This is a genomic window from Sulfitobacter sp. SK025, from assembly GCF_003352105.1.
Taxonomy (GTDB): domain Bacteria; phylum Pseudomonadota; class Alphaproteobacteria; order Rhodobacterales; family Rhodobacteraceae; genus Sulfitobacter; species Sulfitobacter pontiacus.
This window is the reverse complement of sequence record NZ_CP025808.1, coordinates 2380262-2405242: the sequence shown is the minus strand read 5'-3', so window position 1 is coordinate 2405242 and position 24981 is coordinate 2380262. Positions and strand designations below refer to the sequence as shown.

At 61.8% G+C, this 24981-nt stretch carries 21 protein-coding genes; 10 read left to right on the top strand and 11 right to left on the bottom strand.

Annotated elements, in window-relative coordinates:
• Positions 1 to 119 precede the first annotated feature (119 nt).
• The 6 genes from ftsZ (at position 120) to C1J04_RS11635 (ending at position 9487) form a co-directional block, all read left to right on the top strand.
• The gene (gene ftsZ / locus C1J04_RS11660; protein ID WP_037953765.1) at positions 120 to 1760 is read left to right on the top strand and encodes a cell division protein FtsZ; all 1641 of its coding nucleotides are present in this window, start codon (positions 120 to 122) and stop codon (positions 1758 to 1760) included.
• 349 nt (positions 1761 to 2109) lie between these two features.
• The gene (lpxC, locus tag C1J04_RS11655; RefSeq protein WP_037954456.1) at positions 2110 to 3033 is read left to right on the top strand and encodes a UDP-3-O-acyl-N-acetylglucosamine deacetylase; all 924 of its coding nucleotides are present in this window, start codon (positions 2110 to 2112) and stop codon (positions 3031 to 3033) included.
• Positions 3034 to 3244: 211 nt separating this feature from the next.
• Complete coding sequence (locus C1J04_RS11650; RefSeq protein WP_005854107.1) at positions 3245 to 4117, top strand: outer membrane protein assembly factor BamD; 873 nt, start codon at positions 3245 to 3247, stop codon at positions 4115 to 4117.
• A 38-nt stretch (positions 4118 to 4155) separates the two neighbouring features.
• Positions 4156 to 5817, top strand: a complete 1662-nt coding sequence (gene recN / locus C1J04_RS11645; protein ID WP_009824915.1) for a DNA repair protein RecN — start codon at positions 4156 to 4158, stop codon at positions 5815 to 5817.
• A 79-nt stretch (positions 5818 to 5896) separates the two neighbouring features.
• Positions 5897 to 7582 carry a chloride channel protein gene (locus C1J04_RS11640; protein ID WP_009824914.1) on the top strand — a complete coding sequence of 562 codons (1686 nt, stop codon included), beginning with the start codon at positions 5897 to 5899 and terminating at the stop codon, positions 7580 to 7582.
• A 144-nt stretch (positions 7583 to 7726) separates the two neighbouring features.
• Complete coding sequence (locus C1J04_RS11635; protein WP_037953762.1) at positions 7727 to 9487, top strand: calcium-binding protein; 1761 nt, start codon at positions 7727 to 7729, stop codon at positions 9485 to 9487.
• Between the two features lie 57 nt (positions 9488 to 9544).
• Here C1J04_RS11635 and C1J04_RS11630 read toward each other — a convergent pair whose 3' ends face one another.
• From C1J04_RS11630 to C1J04_RS11605, 5 genes are all read right to left on the bottom strand, one after another.
• Positions 9545 to 9889 carry a DUF427 domain-containing protein gene (locus C1J04_RS11630; RefSeq protein ID WP_005854099.1) on the bottom strand — a complete coding sequence of 115 codons (345 nt, stop codon included), beginning with the start codon at positions 9887 to 9889 and terminating at the stop codon, positions 9545 to 9547.
• A gap of 40 nt (positions 9890 to 9929) precedes the next feature.
• The gene (locus C1J04_RS11625; RefSeq protein ID WP_009824912.1) at positions 9930 to 11720 is read right to left on the bottom strand and encodes an aminopeptidase P family protein; all 1791 of its coding nucleotides are present in this window, start codon (positions 11718 to 11720) and stop codon (positions 9930 to 9932) included.
• Between the two features lie 57 nt (positions 11721 to 11777).
• Complete coding sequence (cobT, locus tag C1J04_RS11620) at positions 11778 to 13655, bottom strand: cobaltochelatase subunit CobT (protein ID WP_114865367.1); 1878 nt, start codon at positions 13653 to 13655, stop codon at positions 11778 to 11780.
• 155 nt (positions 13656 to 13810) lie between these two features.
• Positions 13811 to 14815, bottom strand: a complete 1005-nt coding sequence (gene cobS / locus C1J04_RS11615) for a cobaltochelatase subunit CobS (protein ID WP_009824910.1) — start codon at positions 14813 to 14815, stop codon at positions 13811 to 13813.
• A 224-nt stretch (positions 14816 to 15039) separates the two neighbouring features.
• Complete coding sequence (locus tag C1J04_RS11605; protein ID WP_005854091.1) at positions 15040 to 15666, bottom strand: J domain-containing protein; 627 nt, start codon at positions 15664 to 15666, stop codon at positions 15040 to 15042.
• Positions 15667 to 15741: 75 nt separating this feature from the next.
• Between C1J04_RS11605 and C1J04_RS11600 the strand changes: the two genes are divergently transcribed.
• Positions 15742 to 15999 (top strand): BolA family protein, encoded by a 258-nt coding sequence (locus C1J04_RS11600; RefSeq protein ID WP_005854089.1) that lies wholly within the window; start codon positions 15742 to 15744, stop codon positions 15997 to 15999.
• A 21-nt stretch (positions 16000 to 16020) separates the two neighbouring features.
• Here the strand turns inward: C1J04_RS11600 and C1J04_RS11595 are convergent, their stop codons facing one another.
• From C1J04_RS11595 to C1J04_RS11580, 4 genes are all read right to left on the bottom strand, one after another.
• Positions 16021 to 16590 carry a hypothetical protein gene (locus C1J04_RS11595; RefSeq protein ID WP_009824908.1) on the bottom strand — a complete coding sequence of 190 codons (570 nt, stop codon included), beginning with the start codon at positions 16588 to 16590 and terminating at the stop codon, positions 16021 to 16023.
• 46 nt (positions 16591 to 16636) lie between these two features.
• A complete protein-coding gene (locus tag C1J04_RS11590) occupies positions 16637 to 17104 on the bottom strand; it encodes a thioesterase family protein (RefSeq protein WP_009824907.1) in 468 nt (155 codons plus the stop codon).
• 79 nt (positions 17105 to 17183) lie between these two features.
• On the bottom strand, positions 17184 to 18695 hold the full coding sequence (gene gatB / locus C1J04_RS11585) for an Asp-tRNA(Asn)/Glu-tRNA(Gln) amidotransferase subunit GatB (protein WP_005854083.1): 1512 nt from the start codon (positions 18693 to 18695) through the stop codon (positions 17184 to 17186).
• A 123-nt stretch (positions 18696 to 18818) separates the two neighbouring features.
• Entirely contained in the window at positions 18819 to 20132 is a 1314-nt protein-coding gene (locus C1J04_RS11580) for a hypothetical protein (RefSeq protein WP_009824906.1), read from the bottom strand.
• A gap of 207 nt (positions 20133 to 20339) precedes the next feature.
• Between C1J04_RS11580 and C1J04_RS11575 the strand changes: the two genes are divergently transcribed.
• A complete protein-coding gene (locus C1J04_RS11575; protein ID WP_009824905.1) occupies positions 20340 to 21182 on the top strand; it encodes a transglycosylase SLT domain-containing protein in 843 nt (280 codons plus the stop codon).
• A gap of 32 nt (positions 21183 to 21214) precedes the next feature.
• On the opposite strand, the gene C1J04_RS11570 is transcribed toward C1J04_RS11575, so the two are convergent.
• Both C1J04_RS11570 and pepN read right to left on the bottom strand, forming a co-directional pair.
• Positions 21215 to 21676, bottom strand: a complete 462-nt coding sequence (locus C1J04_RS11570) for a hypothetical protein (protein ID WP_009824904.1) — start codon at positions 21674 to 21676, stop codon at positions 21215 to 21217.
• Positions 21669 to 24221, bottom strand: coding sequence for an aminopeptidase N (gene pepN / locus C1J04_RS11565; RefSeq protein ID WP_009824903.1), 2553 nt, complete (start codon positions 24219 to 24221; stop codon positions 21669 to 21671). Before pepN ends, C1J04_RS11570 begins: the two co-directional genes overlap by 8 nt.
• 116 nt (positions 24222 to 24337) lie before the next feature.
• Here pepN and C1J04_RS11560 point away from each other — a divergent pair, with 116 nt between their 5' ends.
• Positions 24338 to 24634: a hypothetical protein gene (locus C1J04_RS11560; RefSeq protein WP_005854072.1), complete on the top strand. Its 297-nt coding sequence runs from the start codon at positions 24338 to 24340 to the stop codon at positions 24632 to 24634.
• Between the two features lie 111 nt (positions 24635 to 24745).
• A complete protein-coding gene (locus tag C1J04_RS11555) occupies positions 24746 to 24904 on the top strand; it encodes a DUF2256 domain-containing protein (protein ID WP_009824901.1) in 159 nt (52 codons plus the stop codon).
• Positions 24905 to 24981 lie beyond the last annotated feature (77 nt).

The window sequence follows — 24981 nt, the reverse complement described above, 5'->3', positions numbered from 1 at the left end:
CCATATAATGTGTCAAAACCGTGTTTTCTAGGTGACGCATGGGCGTTCTCCCTATACAATAAGGGGGATTGCACAAAAAATGCTCCGTAAGCGAGCTAAACAATACAGGCGGATGGCTCATGACCCTTAATCTTTCAATGCCCGGACAGGGCGACCTGAAACCCCGCATCACAGTGTTTGGTGTTGGCGGGGCAGGCGGCAACGCCGTGAACAACATGATCGAGAAAGAGCTCGACGGTGTTGATTTCGTGGTTGCCAACACAGACGCGCAAGCGTTGCAGCAAGCCAAAGCGGAAAGCCGCGTTCAGCTGGGCATCAAAGTGACCGAAGGTCTGGGTGCGGGCGCGCGGGCATCTGTCGGTGCTGCCGCTGCCGAAGAAAGCATTGAACAGATTGTCGACCACCTGGCCGGCGCGCACATGTGTTTTATCACCGCCGGTATGGGCGGGGGCACCGGGACAGGGGCCGCGCCGATCATCGCGCAGGCTGCGCGTGAACTGGGTGTTCTGACCGTTGGTGTTGTGACCAAGCCGTTCCAGTTTGAGGGCATCAAGCGGATGCGTCAGGCTGAGGACGGGATCGAGGCGCTGCAAAAGGTCGTCGATACACTGATCATCATTCCCAACCAGAACCTGTTCCGTCTGGCGAATGAAAAAACCACCTTTACCGAAGCATTCTCCATGGCGGATGACGTGCTGTACCAAGGTGTCAAAGGCGTCACGGATCTGATGGTCCGACCCGGCCTGATCAACCTCGACTTTGCGGACGTGCGCGCCGTTATGGACGAGATGGGCAAAGCGATGATGGGCACCGGCGAGGCAGAGGGCGAAGATCGCGCCATCCAGGCCGCCGAGAAGGCCATCGCGAACCCGCTGCTGGACGAAATCAGCCTGCGCGGTGCCAAGGGCGTTCTGATCAACATCACCGGCGGTCACGACCTGACCCTGTTCGAACTGGACGAAGCGGCGAACCGTATCCGCGAAGAAGTCGACCCAGACGCGAATATCATCGTGGGGTCCACGCTCGACACCGAACTGGGTGGCGTTATGCGCGTGAGCGTTGTTGCCACTGGGATCGATGCGGTTGACGTCAATACCGAGATGCCCGTGCCGCGCCGCTCCATGTCGCAGCCTTTGCCTGCCAAAGCGCCAGAGGTTGAACAAGCCCCCGCCGCCGAAGCACCTGCACCCGTTGCCGCACAAGCCGAGTACGAAGAAGAGCCACAGCAGCAGCTGTTCAAGGAAGAAGCCGCGGTCAACCACAGCGGTTTCTCTGACACATCCTATGAAGACGAAGCGTCGGACGCAGATGATCTGCCACCCCCCGCCTACCGTCCCGAGGTTGCGTCCTTCCAGCCGCGCCGCGAAGAGGTGAATGTCGACGCGCAAGAGCAAGAGGCGTTTGTCGCGCCACGCGCCCCTGCACCCGGCACCCCATCGCCCGAAGCACTGGCCCGTCTGCGCGCCGCCGCGCAAAAAGCGTCGCCAAGCCAGCAGCAACAGCGTCAGCCACAAGCGCAGCCGCAGCAGCAGCGTCAACAACCCGCCGCCGAGCAGGGTGAGAAGCGCTTTGGCATCAACTCGTTGATCAACCGCATGACCGGTCACGGTGAGGCGGAAACACAGCAGCAGCGCCCCGCACGTCAGCAGCCGCCGGTTCAGACCCGCGCGACCTCTGCCGCGCCACAGCCGCGCGACGTTCAGGACGAAGATCAAGAGCGGATCGAAATCCCCGCCTTCCTGCGTCGTCAGGCGAACTAAGCTTACCTAAGACGTCCTCGTAAACGTCCGAAAGGCCACCCTTAGGGGTGGTCTTTTTCGTTAGCGCCACAACTTTAGGCGTGCTGCGGTGCAGCAATTGGGGTGTGCGGGTCGATAACATTCGTTGAAATGTTGCTGTTATATGTTCACGCTTCGCCGTCGTTTCAGGGATGATCGGGAGCCTGAAATATATATATAACAATGGTTTATTGGGGGTATGCGCACGTTAACGCCCAATTGTGACAGTGATGTTTCAGACGGTAGCAATGATTGAATTGAGCATTAGGAACGGCCCCGTTAGGACAGAGTTCAACTTAGACAGATGATCTTTGGACAGTGAGTATTGACCGTGCAGACAACCATTAAGACAGCGATCAGCTTTAGCGGCACCGGCCTTCATTCAGGCCGTCCTGCAACTGTGACGATCCGTCCGGCTGGTGCGCATCACGGTATCTGGTTCTCGCGCAGTGACGTGGATGTGGGCGATCGCCTGATCCCCGCCCGCTGGGACGCGGTGAATCGCTCGCCTCTTTGCACCAAGCTGGAAAATGCGGCGGGTCTGCAAATCTCTACTGTTGAACACCTGATGGCCGCACTGGCCGGTTGTGGCATCCACAACGCGCTGGTCGAGATCGACGGCCCCGAAGTGCCAATCCTCGACGGCTCTGCCGCGCCCTTCGTGCGTGGTATCATGCAGCGCGGCGTGCGCGTGCTGGCGGCCCCTGTGCGTGCTTTCGAAGTGCTGAAAACGGTCACCGTGACGGATGGAGAGGCCTCGGCCACTATCGCACCGGCAGAGACCCTGAAGATCGACTTTGTCATCGACTTCGCCGATGCCGCCATTGGCCATCAGGAAAAGTCGCTGGTCATGAACAACGGCAGCTTCGCCCGCGAACTTTGCGACAGCCGGACCTTCTGCCGTCAGGCGGATGTCGACGCGATGCAGGCGAACGGTCTGGCATTGGGCGGTCACGCTGGTGAAAATGCCGTCGTCTTCGACGGCGACCAGGTGCTGAGCCCCGGTGGTCTGCGTCACGCCGACGAACCCGTACGCCACAAGATGCTGGATGCCTTGGGTGATCTGGCGCTGGCCGGTGCACCGCTGATCGGCCATTACACCGGCGTGCGCGCCGGCCACAGCCTGACCAACACGCTGCTGCGGGCGCTGTTCGCGACCCCCGGTGCCGTGCGCATGGTTGAATGTGACGCGCAAATGGCGTCGCGTCTGCCCGGCTTTGGCCTTGAGTGGGACGAAATCCCCGCCGTTGCCTGAAAGCGGTAACGCGATGTCGCAGGGCAGGGCGTTAACGACGGTTGAAACTCCGGTGGGGCTTGGGTAATCCTTTGTTTACGATTTGGCCCGTCGACAGCCGCCCTTGCAGGGGACTGCCGAATGGTCGTTTTGTTGCGCGAAACCTTGTGCTAGTCACGGGCAAAGGCGTATCGTGAAACGTGACGCAGAGTTTAAAGCGAGGGTGAAACGCATGACGGGTACGATGTCGCGCAAGCGGGTGGTCGGTGCGGTGCTTTTGGCGGGCGTTCTTGGCGCGTGCGGTGGTGCTCAGGACACGGGTCGGACGACCAACAGCTTCTTCAACCCTCAGGAAATCCCGCTTGAAACATACTCGGCCGAGCAGATTTACGAGCGTGGCGAATTTGAACTGAACCGTAAACGCCCTGCCGAAGCCGCTGAATATTTCTCCGAGATTGAACGCCTCTACCCCTATTCCGAATGGGCCAAGCGGGCGCTGATCATGCAGGCTTTCGCCTATCATCAGGATCAGGATTACCCCAACAGCCGCTCTGCCGCGCAGCGCTATATTGATTTCTTCCCCGATGATGATGACGCATCCTATGCAAGCTACCTTCTGGCCCTAAGCTATTATGACCAGATCGACGAAGTTGGCCGCGATCAGGGATTGACGTTTCAGGCGCTGCAAGCACTGCGTCGCGTGATCGAGGATTATCCGGACAGCGAATATGCGCGGTCTTCCGTGCTGAAATTCGATCTGGCGTTTGACCATCTGGCGGGCAAGGAAATGGAAGTGGGGCGCTATTATCTGCGTCGCAAACACTATACCGCGTCGATCAACCGCTTCCGCGTCGTGGTCGAGGATTTCCAGACAACCACCCACACCGCCGAGGCGCTGCACCGTCTGGTAGAGGCGTATCTGTCGCTGGGTCTCACGGACGAGGCGCAGACCGCAGGCGCCATTCTGGGGCACAACTACCAGTCCACCGAATGGTACGAGGCAAGCTATAAGCTGCTGACCGGTCAGGGTCTTGAAATGAAGTCCTTCGGCGATAACTGGTTGACCGCGATCTACCGCCAAACGATCAAGGGCGAATGGATCTGACCCAAGCGCCTTTTGACGGCCCACACGGATAGTGACCCATGCTACGCGGCCTAGATATTTCGGATATGCTGATCATCGACCGGCTGGAACTTGCGTTTCAGCCGGGTTTGAACGTTCTGACCGGCGAAACCGGGGCAGGTAAATCGATCTTGCTCGATAGTCTCGGGTTCGTGCTGGGCTGGCGCGGGCGCGCCGATCTGGTGCGTCAGGGCGCGTCACAGGGCGAGGTCACGGCGTGGTTCGACCTGCCCGAAGGTCACGCCGCCCACGCGGTGCTGGAAGAGGCGGGCCTGCCCGGCGGGGGCGAGCTGATCTTGCGCCGTATCAACGGGTCTGACGGGCGCAAAACGGCTTGGGTCAATGACCGCCGCTGCTCGGGCGAGGTGCTGCGCGCGCTGTCGGAAACGCTGGTCGAATTGCACGGCCAGCATGACGACCGCGGCTTGCTTGACCCCAAGGGCCACCGCGCCATTCTGGATGAATTCGCGGGCACCGCCCCGCTGCGCGACAAGGTGCGGCAGGCATGGTCTGCCTTGGCTGCGGCGCGCAAGGCTGCCAAACAGGCCGCCGTCGAACGCGAGGCCATTGCCGCCGAAGAAGAATACCTGCGCCACGCCGTGGCAGAGCTGGACAAGCTGGACCCGCAAGCGGGCGAGGAAGAACAGCTCGACGCGCGCCGTCGCCTAATGCAAAGCGCCGAAAAGATCCGCAGCGATGTGGTCAACGCCTACGAGATGATGGGGCAGGGCGGGGCAGAGACACAGCTGGGCGACGCCCTGCGCTGGCTCGACGGGGTGGCCCATAAAGCCGACGGCGCGCTAGAGGCCCCGATGGCGGCGCTTTCGCGTGCGATGGTCGAATTGGACGAGGCGATGGAAGGCGTGGTCGCCGCCATCGACACCATGTCGTTCAACCCGATCGAGCTGGAAGAAACCGAAGAGCGCCTCTTTGCGATCCGCGCCATGGCCCGCAAGCACGAGGTGCTGGCCGACGATCTGGCGGGCTTTGCCGATACGCTGCGCGGCAAGCTGGACGCGCTTGACGCAGGCGAGGCCGCACAGGCGGGCCTAGAGAAAGCCGTGCGCGACGCCCAAGCCGCCTATGATGCCGCAGCCGACGCCCTGACCGATGCGCGCCGCAAGAAAGCGGGCAAGCTGGACAAGGCCGTCGCGGCAGAGCTTGCCCCGCTCAAGATGGAGCGCGCAGTTTTTGCCACGCAGATCACCGAGGAAACGCCCGGACCGGAAGGCCGCGATGCGGTGTCTTTTACCGTGGCCACCAACCCCGGCGCGCCTGCGGGCCCACTGGGCAAGATCGCATCGGGCGGGGAGCTCAGCCGCTTTCTGCTCGCGCTCAAGGTCTGTCTGGCCAAGGGGCAAACCGGCCTGACGATGATCTTCGACGAAATCGACCGGGGTGTCGGCGGTGCGACGGCCGATGCGGTGGGGCGTCGTCTGGCGGCGCTGTCGCAGGGCGGGCAGGTGCTTGTTGTCACCCACTCCCCCCAGGTTGCCGCTTTGGGCGCGCATCACTGGCGTGTGTCCAAGGCCGTGTCCAAGGGCATGACCCTATCGACCGTCACGCCGCTGTCAGCGCCGGAACGCGTGGACGAGGTCGCGCGGATGCTGGCTGGGGATACGATTACCGAGGCCGCACGCGCTGCCGCGCGCGAGCTTTTGGGCGAAGAATTCGCCAGCTAGCGGCACAGTCTTGATTGCAGGGGTTTTAACGCAGGCGGCTCTGTCCTAGACATGGGTAAACCCTGACAGCAAAGCCGCCATGCCTTTGAAACCGCGCCCCTTTCTGAACCAGCAGTATGACACATTGTGCAGCCATGCGCGTCTGGGGTGGGATGTGTTGCGTGAGAAGGGGCCGGGCAAGGTCACCTTCTGGTTCATCGCGCTTGCAATCGGCATCTCGGCAGGCTTTGCCGCGCTGTTTTTTCGTAAAGGGATCAACGCGTTACAGGCGTTTCTTTATGGTACCGAAGATGTGCAGCACCTGCATAGTTTTATCGGCAGCCTTGACTGGTATTGGGTCGTTCTGATCCCCACCATCGGCGGGCTGACCGTGGGGCTGATCTTGCATAATTTCACCCGAGATGCCCGTGTGCGCAGCGTCGGCGATGTGATCCTTGGCGCGGCATTGCACGAAGGTCGGGTGGAAACACGGGCCGGTATTGCGTCGGCACTGGCCTCGCTGATCACGCTGAGCACCGGCGGATCGTCAGGGCGAGAAGGGCCGGTGGTCCACCTTGCGGGGGTGATCTCGACCCTGGTGAGCCGCCGGATCAATGCCAGCGGTATTACCGGCCGTGACCTGCTGGGCTGCGCCGTTGCGGCGGCCGTCTCTGCCAGCTTTAATGCCCCGATCGCAGGCGCGCTTTTTGCGCTCGAGATCGTGTTGCGCCACTTTGCCGTACACGCCTTTGCCCCCATCGTGATCGCGTCGGCCGCCGGCACTGTGATCAACCGGTTGGAATTCGGCGGTCTGACCGAATTTGAGCTACCCACCGTGGGCGATATGTCCTTCTATGCCGAGCTGCCCGCCTTCCTGCTGCTGGGGCTGACCTGCGGCGTGGTGGCGGTCTTTCTAATGCGCGGTATCTTCTGGGCCGAGGATCTCGGCAACTTCATACAGGCGCGCAGCAAGCTGCCGCGCTACCTGCGCCCTGCCGTGGCAGGGGCAATCCTTGGCGTGATTGCGCTGTGGTTCCCGCATATCATCGGTGTCGGATACGAGACGACAACCCGCGCGTTAAGCGGTGATATGATCCTGCACGAAGCCGTTGTCTTTGCCGTGCTCAAGATCATCGCGGTGTCGATCACCCTTGGCGGGCGGATGGGCGGCGGGGTGTTTTCGCCCTCGCTGATGCTGGGGGCGCTGACGGGGCTGGCCTTCGGGTTGATCGCCACGGGCGTCTTTCCCACGATGTCGGGGGCCACGTCGCTTTATGCGCTGGCGGGCATGGGCGCGGTGGCAGCTGCCGTTCTGGGGGCGCCGATCTCTACCACCTTGATTGTATTCGAACTGACCGGAGACTGGCAGACAGGTCTGGCGGTGATGGTCGCTGTGAGCATGTCGACCGCGCTTGCCTCGCGTCTGGTGCACCGCAGCTTTTTCCTGACGCAGATGGAACGCCGCGGTATCCACCTTGCCGCCGGTCCTCAGGCCTATCTGCTGGGCATGTTCATGGTGGGCCGCATCATGCGCCGCCCCGACGACCTGCGCGCTGCGAACGAAGAAACCTGCTGGGATCTGATCGGCGAGGGGACCTATATCGACGGCACCGCCACGCTAGAAGCCGCGATGCCGATTTTCGAGCAGACCGGCGCGGCGTTTATTCCCGTGGTCACGCTAAAGCCCGAATCGCCGCCCGAACTTTTGGGTGCGCTGTTCCATGTGGATGCGCTTAAGGCCTATAACCGCGCCCTGGCCGAGACAGCGGCCGAGGAACACTCCTGATTGTCGCTGTATTCGCGACAGTAGGCGCAGCAGGGCTGAACTGTCCTAAAATATTGAAATGCGTCTGAAATGCGGCGGTAATTTGTCTTTCTTGCGTTCCTCAGCGTAAGCTACACTCTGGGTATAGCTTAGGGGGATTTGAACATGCTTGGATTGACTTTATTACCAGCGCTCGCGCTTTTGGGATTTGCGGGATTGATTGGCAGCGACAGCGATGACGATGATACCAATGACGACATGCAAGACGTGGCAGAGCCCGAGGTTGCAGACCCGCAGATCGCCACGCAGCAGGGCACCAACGGCCCTGATCTGGTCACGGGCACGGGCGCGGATGATGACATCGACGCGTTTGGCGGTGACGACACGGTAAACGGCTTTGGCGGCGATGACACGGTGCAGGGCGGCGCGGGCAATGACCTGCTGAACCTTGGCGGTGGCGACAATCTTGGCAATGGCGAAGAGGGGCGCGATACCGTCAACGGTGGGCCGGGTGCCGACACATTGCTGGGCGGGAACGGCGCGGACAGTCTTTCAGGCTTCGGGGGCACCGATGACCTGTCCGGCGGGCAGGGCAGCGATATGCTGCGCGGTGGTCTGGGTGATGATCTGCTCAATGGGAACAACGGCAGCGATACGCTTGATGGCGGGTCTGATAACGACACCCTGATCGGCGGTAGCGGCGACGATAGCCTTGGCGGCTTTGGCGGCGCGGATTCCCTCGTGGGCGGGCTCGGGTCCGACAATCTGGATGGCGGGGCCGACAACGATACGCTTCTGGGCGGCGGGCTGATGGACACGCTCTTCGGCGGTTCCGGCGATGACGTGCTGCGCGGTGGCACCAACAACGATCTGGTCAACGGCGGGTCGGGCGATGACGACGCCATGGGCAACTTTGGCGCGGATACCGTGCTGGGGGGGCGCGGCAATGACACGCTAAGCGGTGGCGAAGGCTTTGACTACATCGAAGGGAACGACGGCGACGACATCCTGATGGGCAACGAAGGCAACGACGGGCTTAGTGGCGGGCAGGGCAATGACACGCTGATGGGCGGGGTTGGCAGCGATACGCTGAGCGGCTTGGCGGGCGATGATATGCTTGACGGGCAGGGCGGCAACGACCTGCTGAACGGCAACACCGGGAACGACACGTTGATGGGGGGCGGGTTGAACGACACGCTGAATGGCAATGGCGGCGACGATGTGATCAGCGGCGGCACCCAAAGTGATCTGATCAACGGCGGCAGTGGCAATGATGCGCTGTCTGGCGACGCAGGTGCCGATACAATCAACGCAGGCCCCGGCAATGACACGCTGTCAGGCGGCGAGGGGCCGGACAAGCTGGCGGGCAACAACGGCGACGACCTGATTGACGGCGACGCTGGCAATGACGCGCTATTCGGCGGCATGGGCGACGACACGTTGAACGGCGGGGCGGGGGATGACTTCCTGATCTCGGGGCTGGGGACTGACAGCATTGACGGCGGTGCCGGTGACGATGTGATCCGCGCGTTCGACTTCAACCTCAACGGCAATGTGTCGGGCGATACCGATACGATGGCAGACGTCGTGCTGGGGGGCGTTGGCAGTGACACCATCAGCGCCAACGACGGCGATACCGTGACAGGGGGCGAAGGGGCCGACGTGATCAATGCCATCGGCTATGATCAAGTGGGCAAAGCCCCGGTCATCGTGACCGACTTTAATCTCGCCGAAGACGGGCTGTACCTGCAGGAAACCCAAGGCTCGCCTGCGCAATTTGCCCCCGGTGACGGGATGTTCGAAATCCGCGCCGCGGCCAATGGCACCGACAGTGAACTTGTGGTCAACGGCAATGTCGTGGTGATCGTGCAAAACACCAGCGCCGCCGATCTCAGCGCGGACACAAGCTGGCTGCTGAACGCATAAGAGGGGCCGCAGCCCCCCTTGCTTCAATCTTGAATTTCCAGGGCCCTCTCGGGGGCCCTAGATTTGTTCGACCGCAACCTCGGGCAATTGGTAGAAGGCCAGATGGCCCTTGATCTCGGCGACATCCTCGCTGGGGTCCTCGTAGGACCATGCCACGTTTTCCAACGTCCGGCTTTTGGTCACGACCGAGAAGTAATGCGCATCGCCCTTGTGCGGGCAGTGGGTGGTCTTGTCGGTCTTGTCCAGAAACGCCATGGCGATATCCGAACGGGGGATATAGATCACCGCGTCGTGGTCGCCTTCGCGCAGCTCAAGCGCATTACGTGTTTCGGCCAGTACCGCGCCACCTGCGCGCACTGTCCACGTTCCGTTCGACTTCAATATCTTGATATGGTCTGCCATTGCTGACCGTCCTCCCTGAATGAACTGAAATATATCGCGCTCAAACCGGCGCTGTTGCCGCATCCAACCACAGTTTCGCAACCGGTGATAGCCGCGGCCCGATCTTTTCCGCAACGTCGCGATGATAGGCGTTCAGCCAGTCTCGCGCATCTTGGCTCAGCATCTGCGGCACGATCAGCCGCGTGTCGATGGGCGCAAAGCTCAGCGTCTCCCACGACAGCATGGCGCGATGCGCGTCCCCGCCCGGAAGATCAGGCGCAGATTGCACCACGGCAAGGTTTTCCAGCCGGATGCCAAAGGCCCCCTCGCGGTAATAGCCGGGCTCGATGCTCAGGATCATGCCTTCGGACAGGGGCACCGTGCTCAGCTTGCTCAGACGTTGCGGCCCTTCGTGCACGCTAAGATAGGCTCCGACGCCATGGCCCAGCCCGTGATCGAAATCCTGCCCCGCCATCCAGAGCGGCAAACGCCCCACAGCCTCGATATCGCGCCCGGCCAGCCCTTGGGGCCAGCGTAGACGGCTCATGGCGATCAAACCGTTCAGTACACGGGTAAACGCCTCTTTCGCCTCGACCGGCGGCGTGCCGATGGCGATGGTGCGGGTGATGTCGGTGGTGCCATCCAGATATTGCCCGCCCGAATCCAGCACCAGCAGATGCCCGTCTTGCAAAAGGCTATCGGTGTCCTCGGTCACGCGGTAATGCATGATCGCACCATTGGGGCCGGTGCCGGCAATGGTTTCAAAGCTGATTTCTTGCAAGGCCGGATCACGGCGCCGTGCGGTCTCCAGCTGGGTCACCACTTGCGTCTCCATCACGCTGCCCGCAGGCTGCGCGTCCAGCCAGGCCAGCACCTCGACCAAGGCCGCCCCGTCGCGCAAATGCGCCGCGACAGAGCCTTCGATCTCCGCCGCGTTCTTGCAGGCTTTGGGCAGGGCGCAGGGGTCGTCGCCCCAGACGATCCTGTCGCCCAAAGCGTCCCAAACAGCCACTGGCACGGTGGCCTTCTCGACCAGCACGGGGCCCGACAGGTCGCCAAGAGCTCCCAAAAACGCCTCAGGCGCATGAAGGGTCACATGCGCGCCCAAATGCGCCTCTAGCCCCTCCAGCTTGGATGGGGCGACGAAGGCGTCCACGTGACCCGCGCTGTGCAGCACGGCAAAGCCATGCACGACCGGATTGCGCGCAATATCGGACCCGCGGATGTTCAGCAGCCAACACAGGCTGTCGGGCAGGGTGATCACCGCCGCCCCTCGGCCCTTGTCGCGCAGCCCTTCGGCCAGCCGCGCGATTTTATCGCCATGGGCCTCGCCCGCATAGCCGATCGGGTGGACCTTGGCGGGGTTCATGGGCGGGGCGGGCTGGTCCTCCCAGATGCGGTCGACCAGATTATCGGTGCGGCGCAGCGTGATGCCGCTGCCGTCCAAGGCGTCCTCAAGCTGCGCGATCTGCCCGGCGGCATGCAGCCAGGGATCAAAGCCGATAACGCCACCCTGAGGCAGCTGTGCGCGCAGCCATTCGGCCAGCGAGACTTCGGGCCAGGCCACAGGCGTATAGACATCTGCCACCTGCGCCTTGACCTGCGTGCGGTAGCGCCCGTCGATAAACACGCCCGCCACATCGCGCAAAGCGGCACAGAATCCGGCCGATCCGGTGAACCCCGTGAGCCATTTCAAGCGGTCGTCACGGGGGGCAACATATTCACCCTGATGCGCGTCGGCGCGGGGCACCAGAAACCCGTCAAGCGCCTCTGCCTGCAGCTCTTTGCGCAGCGCCGCCAGCCGTGGCGGCCCTTGTTCCGGCCGCGAGGTTACCTCGAACGATTGAAACATATCCCCACCCCATTCTTCATTTTGCTCTTAAAACTCCCCGCGGAGCGTCCCTGACCCTCAGCTTGCGCGGCGCATGCCCATGACACGGGCCCGCGCGCGGGGATCGGTATCAAACAGCGCCGCCAGCTGTTCGGTCATCGCACCGGCCAGCTGGTCGACATCGGTGATCGTGACGGCGCGGTCATAATAGCGGGTGACGTCGTGGCCGATGCCGATGGCCAGCAGTTCCACCGCCTTGCGTTTCTCGACCATGGCGATCACGTCGCGCAGGTGTTTTTCCAGATAATTCGCAGGGTTCACCGACAGGGTGCTGTCATCCACAGGCGCACCGTCGCTGATCACCATCAGGATCTTGCGCGCCTCGTGGCGGGCGCTCATCCGGCGGTGCGCCCATTCCAGCGCCTCCCCGTCGATGTTCTCTTTCAGCAAGCCTTCCTTCATCATCAACCCCAGATTGGGCCGCGTGCGCCGCCAGGGGGCGTCGGCGGATTTATAGATGATGTGGCGCAGGTCATTCAGACGGCCCGGCTGGACCGGACGGCCGTCGTTCAACCAGGCCTCGCGGGCTTGGCCGCCTTTCCAGGCGCGGGTGGTAAAGCCCAGGATCTCGACCTTGACGTTGCAACGTTCCAGCGTGCGGGCCAGAACATCGGCGCAGATCGCGGCGATGGAAATCGGCCGCCCGCGCATCGAGCCGGAGTTATCCAGCAGCAAGGTCACACAGGTGTCGCGGAATTCGGTGTCCTGTTCGACCTTGAACGACAGCGGGGTTGTGGGATTGGCCACGACACGGGCCAGACGACCGGCATCCAGTGTACCTTCCTCAAGGTCGAATTCCCACGACCGGTTCTGCTGCGCCTGCAAGCGACGTTGCAGCTTGTTCGCCAGACGGCTGACCGCGCCTTTCAGCGGTTCAAGCTGCTGATCCAGATAGGCGCGCAGGCGTTCAAGCTCTGCCGGTTCGGCAAGGTCTTCGGCCCCGATCACCTCGTCATGATCTGTTTGGTACACCAGATAATTCGGGTCCGCGTCCGAGGCTTGTGGCGGGGCGGGCGGCTCCATCGGGGCGTCGCCATCGGGCATCTCGGCCTCTTCGCCAAGCTCCTGATCGGCGGTGTCATCCATCGACACCTGCGCCTGAGATTCATCCTGCTGCTGCTCTTGCGACTGCTCGGGCGAGGCTTCTGCCTCGTCGTCGTCCTGTTCGTCCTGACCGGTGCTATCGGGCTCTTGCTCTTCTTCGGTGCCTTCTTCCTCGGCGCTGTCTTGGTCGTCGTCGCCTTGGTCGGGGTCATCGCCCAGCTGATCGCCATAGCCAAGATCAACGATCATCTTGCGCGCAAAGCGGGCAAAGGCGGCCTGATCATCCAGCGTGTCGTTCAACGTCTCGAGCGTGCCACCGGCCTGATCCTCGATATAGCCGCGCCACAGCTCCATCGCGTTGGCGGCGCCGGCGGGCATGTCACGCCCCGTCGCCAGATGGCGCACCAGATAGCCTGCCGCCGTCGCCAAAGGCACGTCCGAGGGTTGCTTGGCCTGATCATAGCCCTTGCGCAGGGAGTCGTATTTGATCTTGGCGTCGATATTGCCCGCGGTGCCGGGCATGTCGCGTGCACCTACGGCTTCGCAGCGGGCGGTCTCCATCGCTTCATAAAGATCGCGGGCCATGTCACCAGCGGGCATGTATTTCGCGTGGGTCTGGCCGTTGTGATAGCGCCGGTTCAGCGCCAGCGCGTCGGCGGTGCCACGGGCCAGCAGGACTTCCTCGCGGGTCATGCGGCGGCTGACCTGTGGCAGGCGCATGGAATCCCCGCTGAGCCCCGAGGGATCAACGGAATAGCTGACCGTGAGATCAGGATCGTTCGACATGACCTTGGTCGCTTCGGCCAAAGCCTTTTTGAACGCGTCGGCGGGGTTATCTGATTGTTTGCTCATGTCATTCTCCCATCCGAGTGCGGCCGACCTGCGGCTTTGGTCACCGCGGCCACACGAAACGGGGCGCTGCGGTCAGACTGTCGCCCACCGACCAAGCTGCCGGTGGACGTCTTGTTCTTCATCCCTGCCAACGCGGGCACGGGGTGGATCGTAGCTTAGCCAAGGCTCAGGCTGGCGGCGGATTCCGGTAGCTCTTCGTCGAACAGACGCTGATAGAATTCGGCCACGGTCTGGCGTTCAAGTTCATCACATTTGTTGAGGAACGACAGGCGGAAGGCATAGCCCACGTCGCGGAAAATCTCGGCGTTCTGGGCCCAGGCAATCACGGTCCGCGGCGACATGACGGTCGAGAGTTCGCCATTCATGAAGGCGGTGCGCGTCAGGTCTGCGACGGTAACCATCTGTTTGATCGTCTTGCGGCCTTTTTCGGTGTTGTAATGCGGGTTCTTCGACAGAACGATCTGGGTTTCGGCGTCGATGCTCAGATAGTTCAACGTCGCCACCAGCGACCAACGGTCCATCTGGCCCTGGTTGATCTGCTGCGTGCCGTGGTAAAGACCCGTGGTGTCGCCCAGACCCACCGTGTTCGCGGTCGCGAAGATGCGGAAATAGGGGTGAGGTTCGATCACTTGGTTCTGGTCCAACAGCGTCAGCTTGCCGTCGACTTCCAGCACGCGCTGGATCACGAACATCACATCGGCGCGGCCCGCGTCATATTCATCAAACACGATCGCTGTGGGGTTGCGCAGGGCCCAAGGCAGGATGCCTTCCTGAAAATCTGTGACCTGCTTGCCGTCTTTCAGCTTGATCGCGTCTTTCCCGATCAGGTCGATCCGGCTGATGTGGCTATCAAGATTGACGCGGACACAGGGCCAGTTCAGCAGGCTTGCCACCTGTTCGATGTGAGTGGACTTGCCCGTCCCGTGGTAGCCCTGAACCATCACGCGGCGGTTATGGTTGAACCCCGCAAGGATCGCCATCGTGGTGTCGGGATCGAATTTATAGGTGCTGTCCAGATCGGGAACGCGGCTTGTACGTTCTTCAAAGCCATGCACCACCATGTCGGTGTCGATGCCAAAGACTTCGCGAACGGAGATCTCTTTGGTGGGTTTGGTTGTGAGGTCCAATGAGGTCTCGGCCATATTCTGTACGTCCTTCATGCTTCTGTCTTGCGCACCGCTTGCGGATCAAGGGTGGCGTCCACGGCAACATATCTTTCCTGAGCGCGAGGGAAAGGGGCAATTCGCACCTGCGGCAAAACCGCGAATCCCTGGGGCACATTGAAAAAGGGCGGCGCATTTGTCTGCGCCGCCCCATCCCTATCGTTTTTCTGCCCCATCACAGGCGGTTGCCGATGCCCTCGGCCCGCCGGAATGCCGCGGCGTCAGTCCTTGAAGTTGCGGCTGCCCTTCAGCTGGTCCCAAGCCCAGACGACGAGCTGCAACTGCTCTTCCTGGCTGCGGTCCCCGCCGTTCATATCGGGGTGGAGCACCTTGATCAGCGCCTTATAGGCCTTGCGCACTTCGGGTTTGGTCCAGGTGTCCTTGGCTTCCAGAATTTCGAGCGCGCGGCGTTCCGTGGGGGGCAGGCGGCGACCGGCGGCAGGCCCTTTGCCGGGGTTCTGCGTCGCGTTCTTGCCCAGAACCTGATGCGGGTCCTCGATGCCCAAACGCGCCCAGGCCCGTGCTTCGGGGTCGCCAAGGGGCTTGGTTGTGCGCTCCCAGACTTTGTCCTTGGACTGCTGGGCGTTCAATTCGGCTTCTGTGGTGCCGTCAAAGAAGTTCCACTTGAGGTTATATTCGCGCACGTGTTTCTGGCAGAACCAGAAATAATCATCCAGCACGTCCGGTGCTTTGGGCGCGCGGTACTTGCCCGGTTCTTCGCAGCCTTCGTGCGAACAGACGCGTTGCGATGTCTCGGACGCACCGGACATCCCGCGACGGCCACGGGGATTTTTCTTTTTCGAAGACGACACGGACATGTCGAATCCAAAGGGATCACTTTTGGGCATGATATGGACCTTTCCGACTCAGGCCGGTCAGTTTAGACCTTGGGCTGTGAGATTGAAGGGGGGCTGAGCTAAAAAATGTCAGTGACACAAGAAATTGCCGACCGGCTGGAAGAGGCGTTTGCCCCGTCGGAATTAAGCGTCGTTGACGATAGTGAAAGCCATCGCGGCCACGGGGGCTATCGCGAGGGCGGCGAAAGTCATTTTAATGTGAAAATCCGGTCGGCCCATTTCAAGGGGCTGAACCGTGTCGCGCGGCATCGTGCCGTGCATGGCGCGCTTGGCCCCGATCTGATTGGCCGTATTCATGCGCTGGCGCTGGATCTCGACGTTTAAGCCCTGCGTCACGGTTTGCGGCTAGTCTGCCGTCTTATCCGTCTTATCCGTCTTTGCCGTTTCCGTTTCGGGGGCCGTGGTGTCTGCCTCGGTCTTCGGGGCGGGTTCTGCGGCTGTGGCGCTTGGCTTGGCGGGCGTATTTACCGTGGTTGATTTGCGGCGCGACGCCAGCGCGTTCAGCAGGGATGGGGCCACCACGGCGGTCTTGCCGTCGTCTTTCGTTTCGCCATGCTCATCCTCGAAATAGGGCGCGTCGCCTGCGTCCTCTGCTTGGGCGGTTTCAGCTTCGGGCTCGGGCGTGTCGGACTGCGGCGGGGGAAGCAGCTCTGTAGTGACGGCTTCGTCCTCGGGCTCGGCCTCGCGGAGGCGGCGAAACACCAGCACATTGCGCCACTCTGTCGTGCTGCCGGTCAGACCCGCGCGTTCGATCGACGGGAGGGTCTCGGCGCGTTGATATTCCCATCCATACCCTGAAAGACCGTTCATAAGCTCTTGCAACGCATGGGAAAAACGCGCTTCTGCCCCTTTGACGTTCTTGGCTTTCAACCCTTTGGTCGGGGCGGGCACAACTTTGTATTCATAGCGTGGCATGGCGGCTGGCTTTCAAATCAATACGGGGGTGGGCAACGGGATACACTCAGCGTTTCAGACCAATCTTGCGGCCCGCCTGTTCGGGATAAGGCAAGCTGGCATGGGCTGTTTTCATCGCCTCAAGCCGCGCCATGATGTCGGCGGGCATGGGGGCCACGCGGGGGCCGGACTGGTCAATGTGCAGCGTCAGCGCCTCGCCCGTGGCGGCAAGCCATCCGTCCGCGTGCCAAAGCTGCGTGAAGGAATGGAAACGTTTTTCATCAAAGTCGAGCAGCTGGAAGGTGCAATAGGTCGACGCCCCTTCGTGCAGCTCGCGCAGATAGCAGATGTGGAATTCGGCAACATAGGTGGTGTGGCCGGTCTTCTGATACTCTGGTCCGAACCCGATCTGGTGGTAGGCATCATCGACGGCGTTATCCATCAGCACCGAATAATAGGCCATGTTCAGGTGACCGTTAAAGTCGATCCATTCGGGCTGAACGATGCGCGGCGATGACCGGAAGGGCGTTTCCATAAATGACCTTTCACAGGATGTCAGAGGGTAAGCGTGGCAAGAAAAGGGCCGGGGTTTTGGTAAACCCCGGCCCGATGTCTTAGCCGTTCAGTTTTTGCGCGACGATCTGGTTGACCGCTTTGGGGTTCGCCTTGCCGCCCGTGGCCTTCATCGTCTGACCGACGAACCAACCGGCGAGCTTTGGGTTCTCGCGCGCTTTGGCGACCTGATCGGGGTTCGCGGCGATGATCTCGTCCACGGCGGCCTCGATCGCGCTGGTGTCTGTGACCTGCTTCATCCCGCGTTCTTCAACGATCACCGCAGGATCACCGCCTTCGGTATAGACGATTTCAAACAGATCCTTGGCGATCTTGCCCGAAATCGCGTCAGAGGCGATCAGATCTATCACACCACCAAGCTGAGCAGGGCTGACGGGGCTGTCGGTGATGGCTTTTTCGTCTTTCTTGAGACGGCCAAACAGTTCGTTAATCACCCAGTTCGCCGCCATCTTGCCGTCGCGACCCTGTGCGGTCGCCTCGAAATAGCCTGCGCTGTCCAGATCCGAGGTCAGCACCGAGGCGTCATAGTCGCTGAGGCCGAAGTCGTTGATGAAACGCGCTTTCTTGGCGTCAGGCAATTCGGGCAGGTTGGCACCGATGTCGTCCACCCAAGCCTGTTCGATCACCAAAGGCAACAGATCGGGGTCGGGGAAATAGCGATAGTCATGCGCCTCTTCCTTGGAGCGCATGGAGCGGGTTTCCTGCTTGTCCGGATCGAACAGGCGGGTTTCCTGCACCACTTCGCCACCGGCCTCGACGATGGCAATCTGGCGTTTCGCCTCGACCTCGATCGCTTGCTGGATGAACCGCATGGAGTTCATGTTCTTGATCTCGCAGCGCGTGCCCAGATGGCTGAAATCCTGCGTTTCCTGATATTTTTCGTACTGACCGGGCAGACAGATCGACACGTTCACATCCGCGCGCATGGCACCGGATTGCATGTCCCCGTTGCAGGTCCCCAGATAGCGCAGGATCTGGCGCAGTTTCGTCAGATAGGCGGCTGCCTCTTCGGGGCCGCGAATGTCGGGGCGGCTCACGATCTCCATCAGTGCAACACCGGTGCGGTTCAGGTCGACGAAGGACATGTTCGGGTCCATGTCGTGGATCGATTTGCCCGCGTCCTGTTCAAGGTGGATGCGTTCAACACGCACCAGCCGCGCCGTGCCGTCGCCCAGTTCCACCAGCACTTCACCTTCGCCCACAATGGGGTGGTAAAGCTGCGAGATCTGATAGCCCTGCGGCAGGTCGGGGTAGAAATAGTTCTTGCGGTCAAAGGCGCTGTGCAGGTTGATCTCGGCCTTCAGGCCCAGACCCGTGCGCACGGCCTGTTCGACACAGTATTCGTTGATGGTGGGCAGCATGCCGGGCATGGCCGCGTCAACGAAAGCGACGTTATTGTTCGGCTCGGCCCCGAATTTGGTCGAGGCGGCGGAAAAGAGCTTTGCGTTCGACAGAACCTGCGCGTGCACCTCCATCCCGATGACCAGTTCCCAGTCATGTTTGGCACCCGCAATGGTGCGCACTTTGGGGGTGTCATAGGTCAGGTCAAGCATGGGGGCACCTTTGGCGTCAGAAACAGAACGCCTTGGTCATAAGACAGGGGGCGGGGTGCTGCAAGAGGCAGGCCGCGCCAATGCGCGCACGGACCGGCCAAGAGGTGCTGTCCAAAGGCGATCTTAGGCAGGCGTGGCCTGTGGCCCCTTGCTGGTGAACACGATCCGCTGCCCCGAGGCGAGCTCGGACCGGAACAGGCTGGTCATCACCTGCATTGCATCCTCGCGGCCGGACGCCGCGAATTTATGCGGCGACCGGATGCGCAGGTTGTTGTCAAAGCCATGGGCGGCATGGGCCCAGATCATCGGGTGCAATTCTGTCAGATGTGCACGGATGATCCATTCGGTGCAGGCACCGATGCGGGCGCGAATGCTGTCGGCGCGTTCGTTTCCGCCGCCGCCAAAGCTGGTCATATTGGCGCAATAGGCCGCCAGCAGGTTCGCGAAATAGGCGGTGGAGTGATGGGCAAGGATGTCGCGCAATCCGTCGATGAAATAGTCAACGTCCAGATTGGCGCAGGCCGTATCATCAGAGCAGATCGCGTCAAACATCACCCAGGTATAGCCACCGGCCCCCCAGACATTCTGCACCCGCGCGGCGGTGCGTCGGGCTTCAAGCTCAAGCTCTGAATAGCCGCCGTGATGGCGCGGCAGCAGGTGGTTGCCCAAGGCGCGCATGGGGCGCGGGTTCAGCGGGTTGAGCATAGTCAGCTTTTCGTAGCTTTCGCGCAGCCCGCCTTGGTGGTTGAACGGCCCGCTCGCATGGGCGCAGCAGGTGGCCGCGACAAGCGCGCTGGTGGGATGCTGGGCAATGAAGGGAGCGATGATCTCTCCGGCGCGCTCGAAATGGGCGATGCAGGCGTCGCGGTTGCGTTGCGGCAGCACGTTGCTTTCGCCTTTGCCGCGCCACGCCCAGCCGATGTCGATATGCGCCTGCGCCACGACGCAGGCGACGACGTAATCGTCTTGGTGCTCGTCCAGCACATGTTCGAAATCCTCGATCCCGCTCAGCAAGGCTTTGGCAAAGCCGCTGTCCACGTCCTCGATCGCGTGCTCTGTCGCCATGACCACATCGGCACGGGCACCATAGGCGATCAGCTCGGCCACAGGCATGGACCCGGGGGTGAGCCTGCTATCAGCGTCTGCCGCGCGGATCACCTTTGACAGCGCCGCCCAGTTCTCCTGCCGCACCAAGCCTTGGCCCAGCTGGTGGTTTTCATCGCAAAGACGGTCCTCGGCCGTGGGATCAGGGCAGTCGATGCTGAGCATTTCATGGGGCGAAGGCGGCACAGCATCAGGGCGCGGCACGGCGGTTTGCGCGGTTTTCTGAGGCTGCGGGCGGGGCTCTTGCTTGCGCGGCGTTTGGCCAAGATCGTCAGAATCCAACAGCAGCGTCGGAACGCTTTTGCGTTTGAATAAATTCTTGAGGTGCCGCATCGTTTGTCCAGTCCTATATGAACCCGTCTTCTGCCACTGAAAATGGCGGGATAATTAGGCACCAAGATGGCATCGCGATGGTTAGTCTGGGATTTGCCAAGCGTCTGAACGCGGCTTTAAGGCTGAATAATGCCTGATTGTTCAAAGACCGGCGACGATGGCGCGGAACACGCTATGTTGTGCGCGAATACGACTGGGGGAGTAGGAATGTCAGCAAAGATAAAAGCACGCCGCAGCGGGATGCGGCGCGGTGGTCTGGGGCGGGTGATTCTCGCGCCGGTGGTGGTCGCGCTACTGTCCGGTGGCGTGGCACTGCCGCTGGTCGCCGAGACGGTGAATGTCCTGCGCCCGGTGGCCCGCAGCGCGGTCCCTGATCCTGACGCTAGGCCGCCGACCGCCGCCGCGCCGATCGAACCCGCGCCTGCAGTGCCCGGAGAGGATGGCACAGCGGGCCCCGACCTTGCGACCGCCGCGCCGATCAATCTTTACGAGGTCTCGCCGCCTGCGCGCAACGGTGTGATCCCGCGCACAAGGTGGCAGCACCGGCGCGGGCATGCGGTCTGGACGCGCACGGCGCTGTCCGCGCTCAAGTCCCACGGCAAGCCTCTGGTTGATATGGTGCCCGCCGACATCGACGACTGGTGCCCGGCCTATCCCACGGCATCGGACGCGGACCGCAGGGCGTTCTGGGTCGGGTTCATGTCGGCGCTGGCGAAACATGAGAGTACTTATAAGGCGCGCGCGGTCGGGGGGGGCGGTCTGTGGTACGGGCTGCTGCAGATCCTGCCTGCCACCGCGCGCGGCTATGGCTGCAACGTCGGCACGGGCGCGGGGTTGCAGAACGGGGCCGCGAACCTGAGCTGTGCTGTGCGGATCATGGCGGTCACCGTGCCCCGTGACGGGGTGATCTATGGTCGCGGCGGGCGTGGTGTCGCGGCGGACTGGGGCCCGTTGCGCAGCCCTGCGAAACGTCGGGACATGTCGCGCTGGCTGAAGCAGCAAGCCTATTGCAAACCACTGGATGCGACGCGGCCCAAGCCGCGCCCCTGAACGCGATCCTGAACGCGCCGCCCGTGGCCGGCCTAGCCGCGCAGGCTAAAGTGGTGCCGCTGCGTGGGGACGCCAGCGGCATGCAGCGCGTGATCGAACGGGCGGTGCGGGGGCATGGTATCGGGGGGGATACGTAACCGCTGCCCCGACCGCAGCACCACCGTCGCGCGTACAGAAAGGTCCAGCCGCGTATCAAGGCGGATGTGGTCGATGGTGTCGAGCGGGATCGTGATCTTATCCTTGCCCCGCTGCCAGACCAGCGCCTGCGGGGAGAGGCTCAGGCTGGCGATGGGGTTCGTCGCAAGATCCCATAGCGCGGGCAGGGTGAAGAGGGCGACGATCGCCAGTATCACAGGGGACGCCTCAATCACGACATAGGCCGTGACCAGCGCCAGCCAGACAGCCGCGACCACCAAAGCCGTCCAAAGGCTGCGCCCCGCACGCCGATGGTGGAAGGTGCCCCGCGACGGGACACCTTCGGCGGCATCATGCACCGCGGATACGTGTCAGCATTTCGGTCGTGTCACGCGACAGGCCGGGTTGCGACAGGATGCGGTCCAGCTCTGCCTTGATCATGTCCTGACGGTCAGCGTCATAGCGTTTCCATGTCTGGAAGGCCGAACACATCCGCGCAGTGGTCTGCGGGTTCACCGGATCAAGCTGGATCAGCCAATCGGCAAGCAGACGATAGCCCGCCCCCGAAGAATGGTGGAAGCCTGCGTGATGCGCAGCAAAGGCCCCCAGCACAGCGCGGAAGCGGTTGGGGTTCTTCCAGTTGAAGTCAGGGTGTTTGGTCAGCGTCTCGACCACCTCGTGGGCGTCCTCGGGGTCGGCTTCCATCACCTGCAGGCCGAACCATTTGTCCATGACCAGACGGTCCGCTTTCCACTGTGCCTCGAAGGCCTCGACAGCCTTGTTGCCGCGACCGGCGCGGACCAGATTGGCCAGCGCGGAAAGCTGCTGGGTCATATTGTCGGCCGCGTCATATTGCTCTTGCGCAAGCACGCCGTCGTCATTGCGCGTCAGCAGTGACAGGGCGGCATTGGACAGGGCGCGCTTGCCCGCCTGCTTGGCGTTTGGCTCAAACGGGGCGTCGACGGTGTGACGGCGATAAAGCGTCGGCAACAGATCGGCAAAGGCGTCGGCCATCGCGGCGCGGGTCGCCTCGGTCGCGGCATAGATGATGTCGGGGTCGGGGGTGTCGCCTGCCTCTGACAGCGCGCGCGCCAGATCGGATTGCGACGGCAGCCCCAGCATCAGCGCGCGATACGCCGGATCAAGGGTTTCATCCCCGATCACCGCGCGGATACCGGCCAGCCAATCCTTGTTCGGGGCCTTGCCCTCGCGGATCATCCCAAGCAGCGAGCCATAGGCCAGCATGCGCCCCTGTTCCCAACGGTTGAACGGATCGCTGTCATGGGCCAGCAGATGCGCGCGGTCTGCGTCCGACAGGTCTTGGGTCAGCACCACCGGCGCGGAAAAGCCGCGCAGCACGGATGCCACAGGGCGCGTTCCCAGATCGTCAAAGACAAAGCTTTGTTCGGCCTGCGTCATTTCCAGCACCGTGGTCTCGTGCACCTCGTCCCCGTCCTGACCGATCAGCCCGACAGCGATCGGCAGCACATAGGGCTGCGGGTCGGCGGTGGCCGCGCTGGCGGGGGTGTGCTGCTTGAAATGCAACGTCAATGTGCCGTGGTCCCAGCTTTCGGTGACCGACAGCTGCGGCGTGCCCGCTTGGGAATACCAGCGCTTGAACTGCCCCAGATCGCGGCCTGTTGTATCCTCGAACACCTGTAGCCAGTCTTCGATGGTACAAGCCTGCCCGTCGTGGCGATCGAAATAGAGGTCAAGCGCTTTTGAATACGCCTCGTCCCCGACCAGCAGCTTGAGCATGCCAATCACCTCGGCCCCTTTTTCATAGACCGTGGCGGTGTAGAAGTTGTTGATTTCCTGAAAGCTCTCGGGGCGCACGGGGTGGGCCAGCGGGCCTTGGTCCTCGGGGAACTGGCGGGCGCGCAGGTCGATCACATCACCGATCCGCTTCACCGCGGCAGAGCGCATGTCAGAGGTGAACTGGCTGTCGCGATAGACCGTCAGCCCTTCCTTCAGGCACAGCTGAAACCAGTCACGGCAGGTGATGCGGTTGCCGGTCCAGTTGTGGAAATACTCATGCGCGATGATCGCCTCGATCCGTTCAAAGTTCATATCGGTCGAGGTTTCGGGCGACGCGAGAACGGCGGAGGAGTTGAAGATGTTCAACCCCTTATTCTCCATCGCGCCCATGTTGAAGTCATCCACGGCAACGATGTTGAACAGATCAAGATCGTATTCACGACCATAAACGTCCTCGTCCCATTTCATACTGTCTTTCAGCGCCTGCATCCCGAAAGCGCATTTGCCTTCATCACCGGGGCGCACATAGAGGTTCAGGTCAACCTTGCGGCCGGATTTCGTGGTGAAGCTGCCGGGGTGTGCGACCAGATCGCCCGCGACCAGAGCAAACAGGTAGGCAGGCTTGGGCCAGGGATCATGCCATTCGGCGGTATCCTTGCCGCTGCTGACGGGGTTGCCGTTGGACAGCAATACCGGATGTGGTCCGTTGATGGTCACGGTAAACACCGCCATCACATCGGGGCGGTCGGGGTAATAGGTGATCTTGCGAAAGCCTTCCGCCTCGCATTGGGTGCAATACATGCCGTTCGACATATAAAGCCCCTCAAGCGCGGTGTTGCCCATCGGGTCGATCTCTACCTCCGCTTCCCAGACGAAGGGCGCGTTTGGCACATCGCACGTCAGCCCCTGGGGCGTCACCTCGGGCGAGACGGGCGTGCCATCAATCATGGCCGAGACGAGCGATAGGTTCTCCCCGTGCAGAAAGAACGTGTGGTCGCTTGCATCGGGGTTGGGGCGAAAGGAGATACGGCTTTTGACGCGGGTCTTGCGCGGGTCCAGATCGAAGTGCAGCGCGACATCGTCGATGATAAAGCCATAAGGCGTGTAGTCGGCCAGATATATCGTCTGGGGGGCAGCGTCGCGCATGTTTTTTCCTTCTGTTTGGAACCAGATGTCCAGCGCTCAAGTTAGTCTTGCAACACGGCACCTGCAAGGTCGCCACCCGAGAAGATCAACTTTCACCGAACCCATCGGAGGGCATCATGTCTGCACCCGACACAAATATCGACAAGCAAGAGAAACAGCACAAACCCGCGCTGCTTGGCGTCAAAGGCGCGATGATCTTCGGCATCGTGATTACGGCCATTCTTGGCTTCATCCTGATCGACAACGGTCGCGAAGACCGCCAGCCCGCTGCCGAAGAAGGCACGCAGGCCATTACCACTGACAGCACCGTCCCCGCGGTGACCGAGGAAGACACAAGCGGCGCAACACAGGCGGACGATACCAACGCAGCGCCTGTTGATCCCGTCGCACCGGGGACAAACGAAAGCAACTGAGTTTTATAAGCGCTTTTAACGATTGAAGATTTAATGATTTGGACGGCAGGCTTTGGTAACAAGGCCTGCCGTTTTTTATGATGATAGGGATTATCCGGGGGGTAAGGCGCAATGGCGAAAATGCGCAAGAAATCAGATCTGCCGACCAAGATATGCCAAAGCTGCGGGTTGCCCTTTAGCTGGCGGCGCAAATGGGCGCGCGATTGGGAGGTGGTGAAATACTGCTCTGACCGATGCCGCAGGGCACGGGGGGCAGTTGGCGCTCGGTAGGGGCTGCATTGGTAAGATGTTTTTACCAATACATGTTGCTCCACGGGGGGATACCTTCTAAGTCTTGTCGCAAAGCA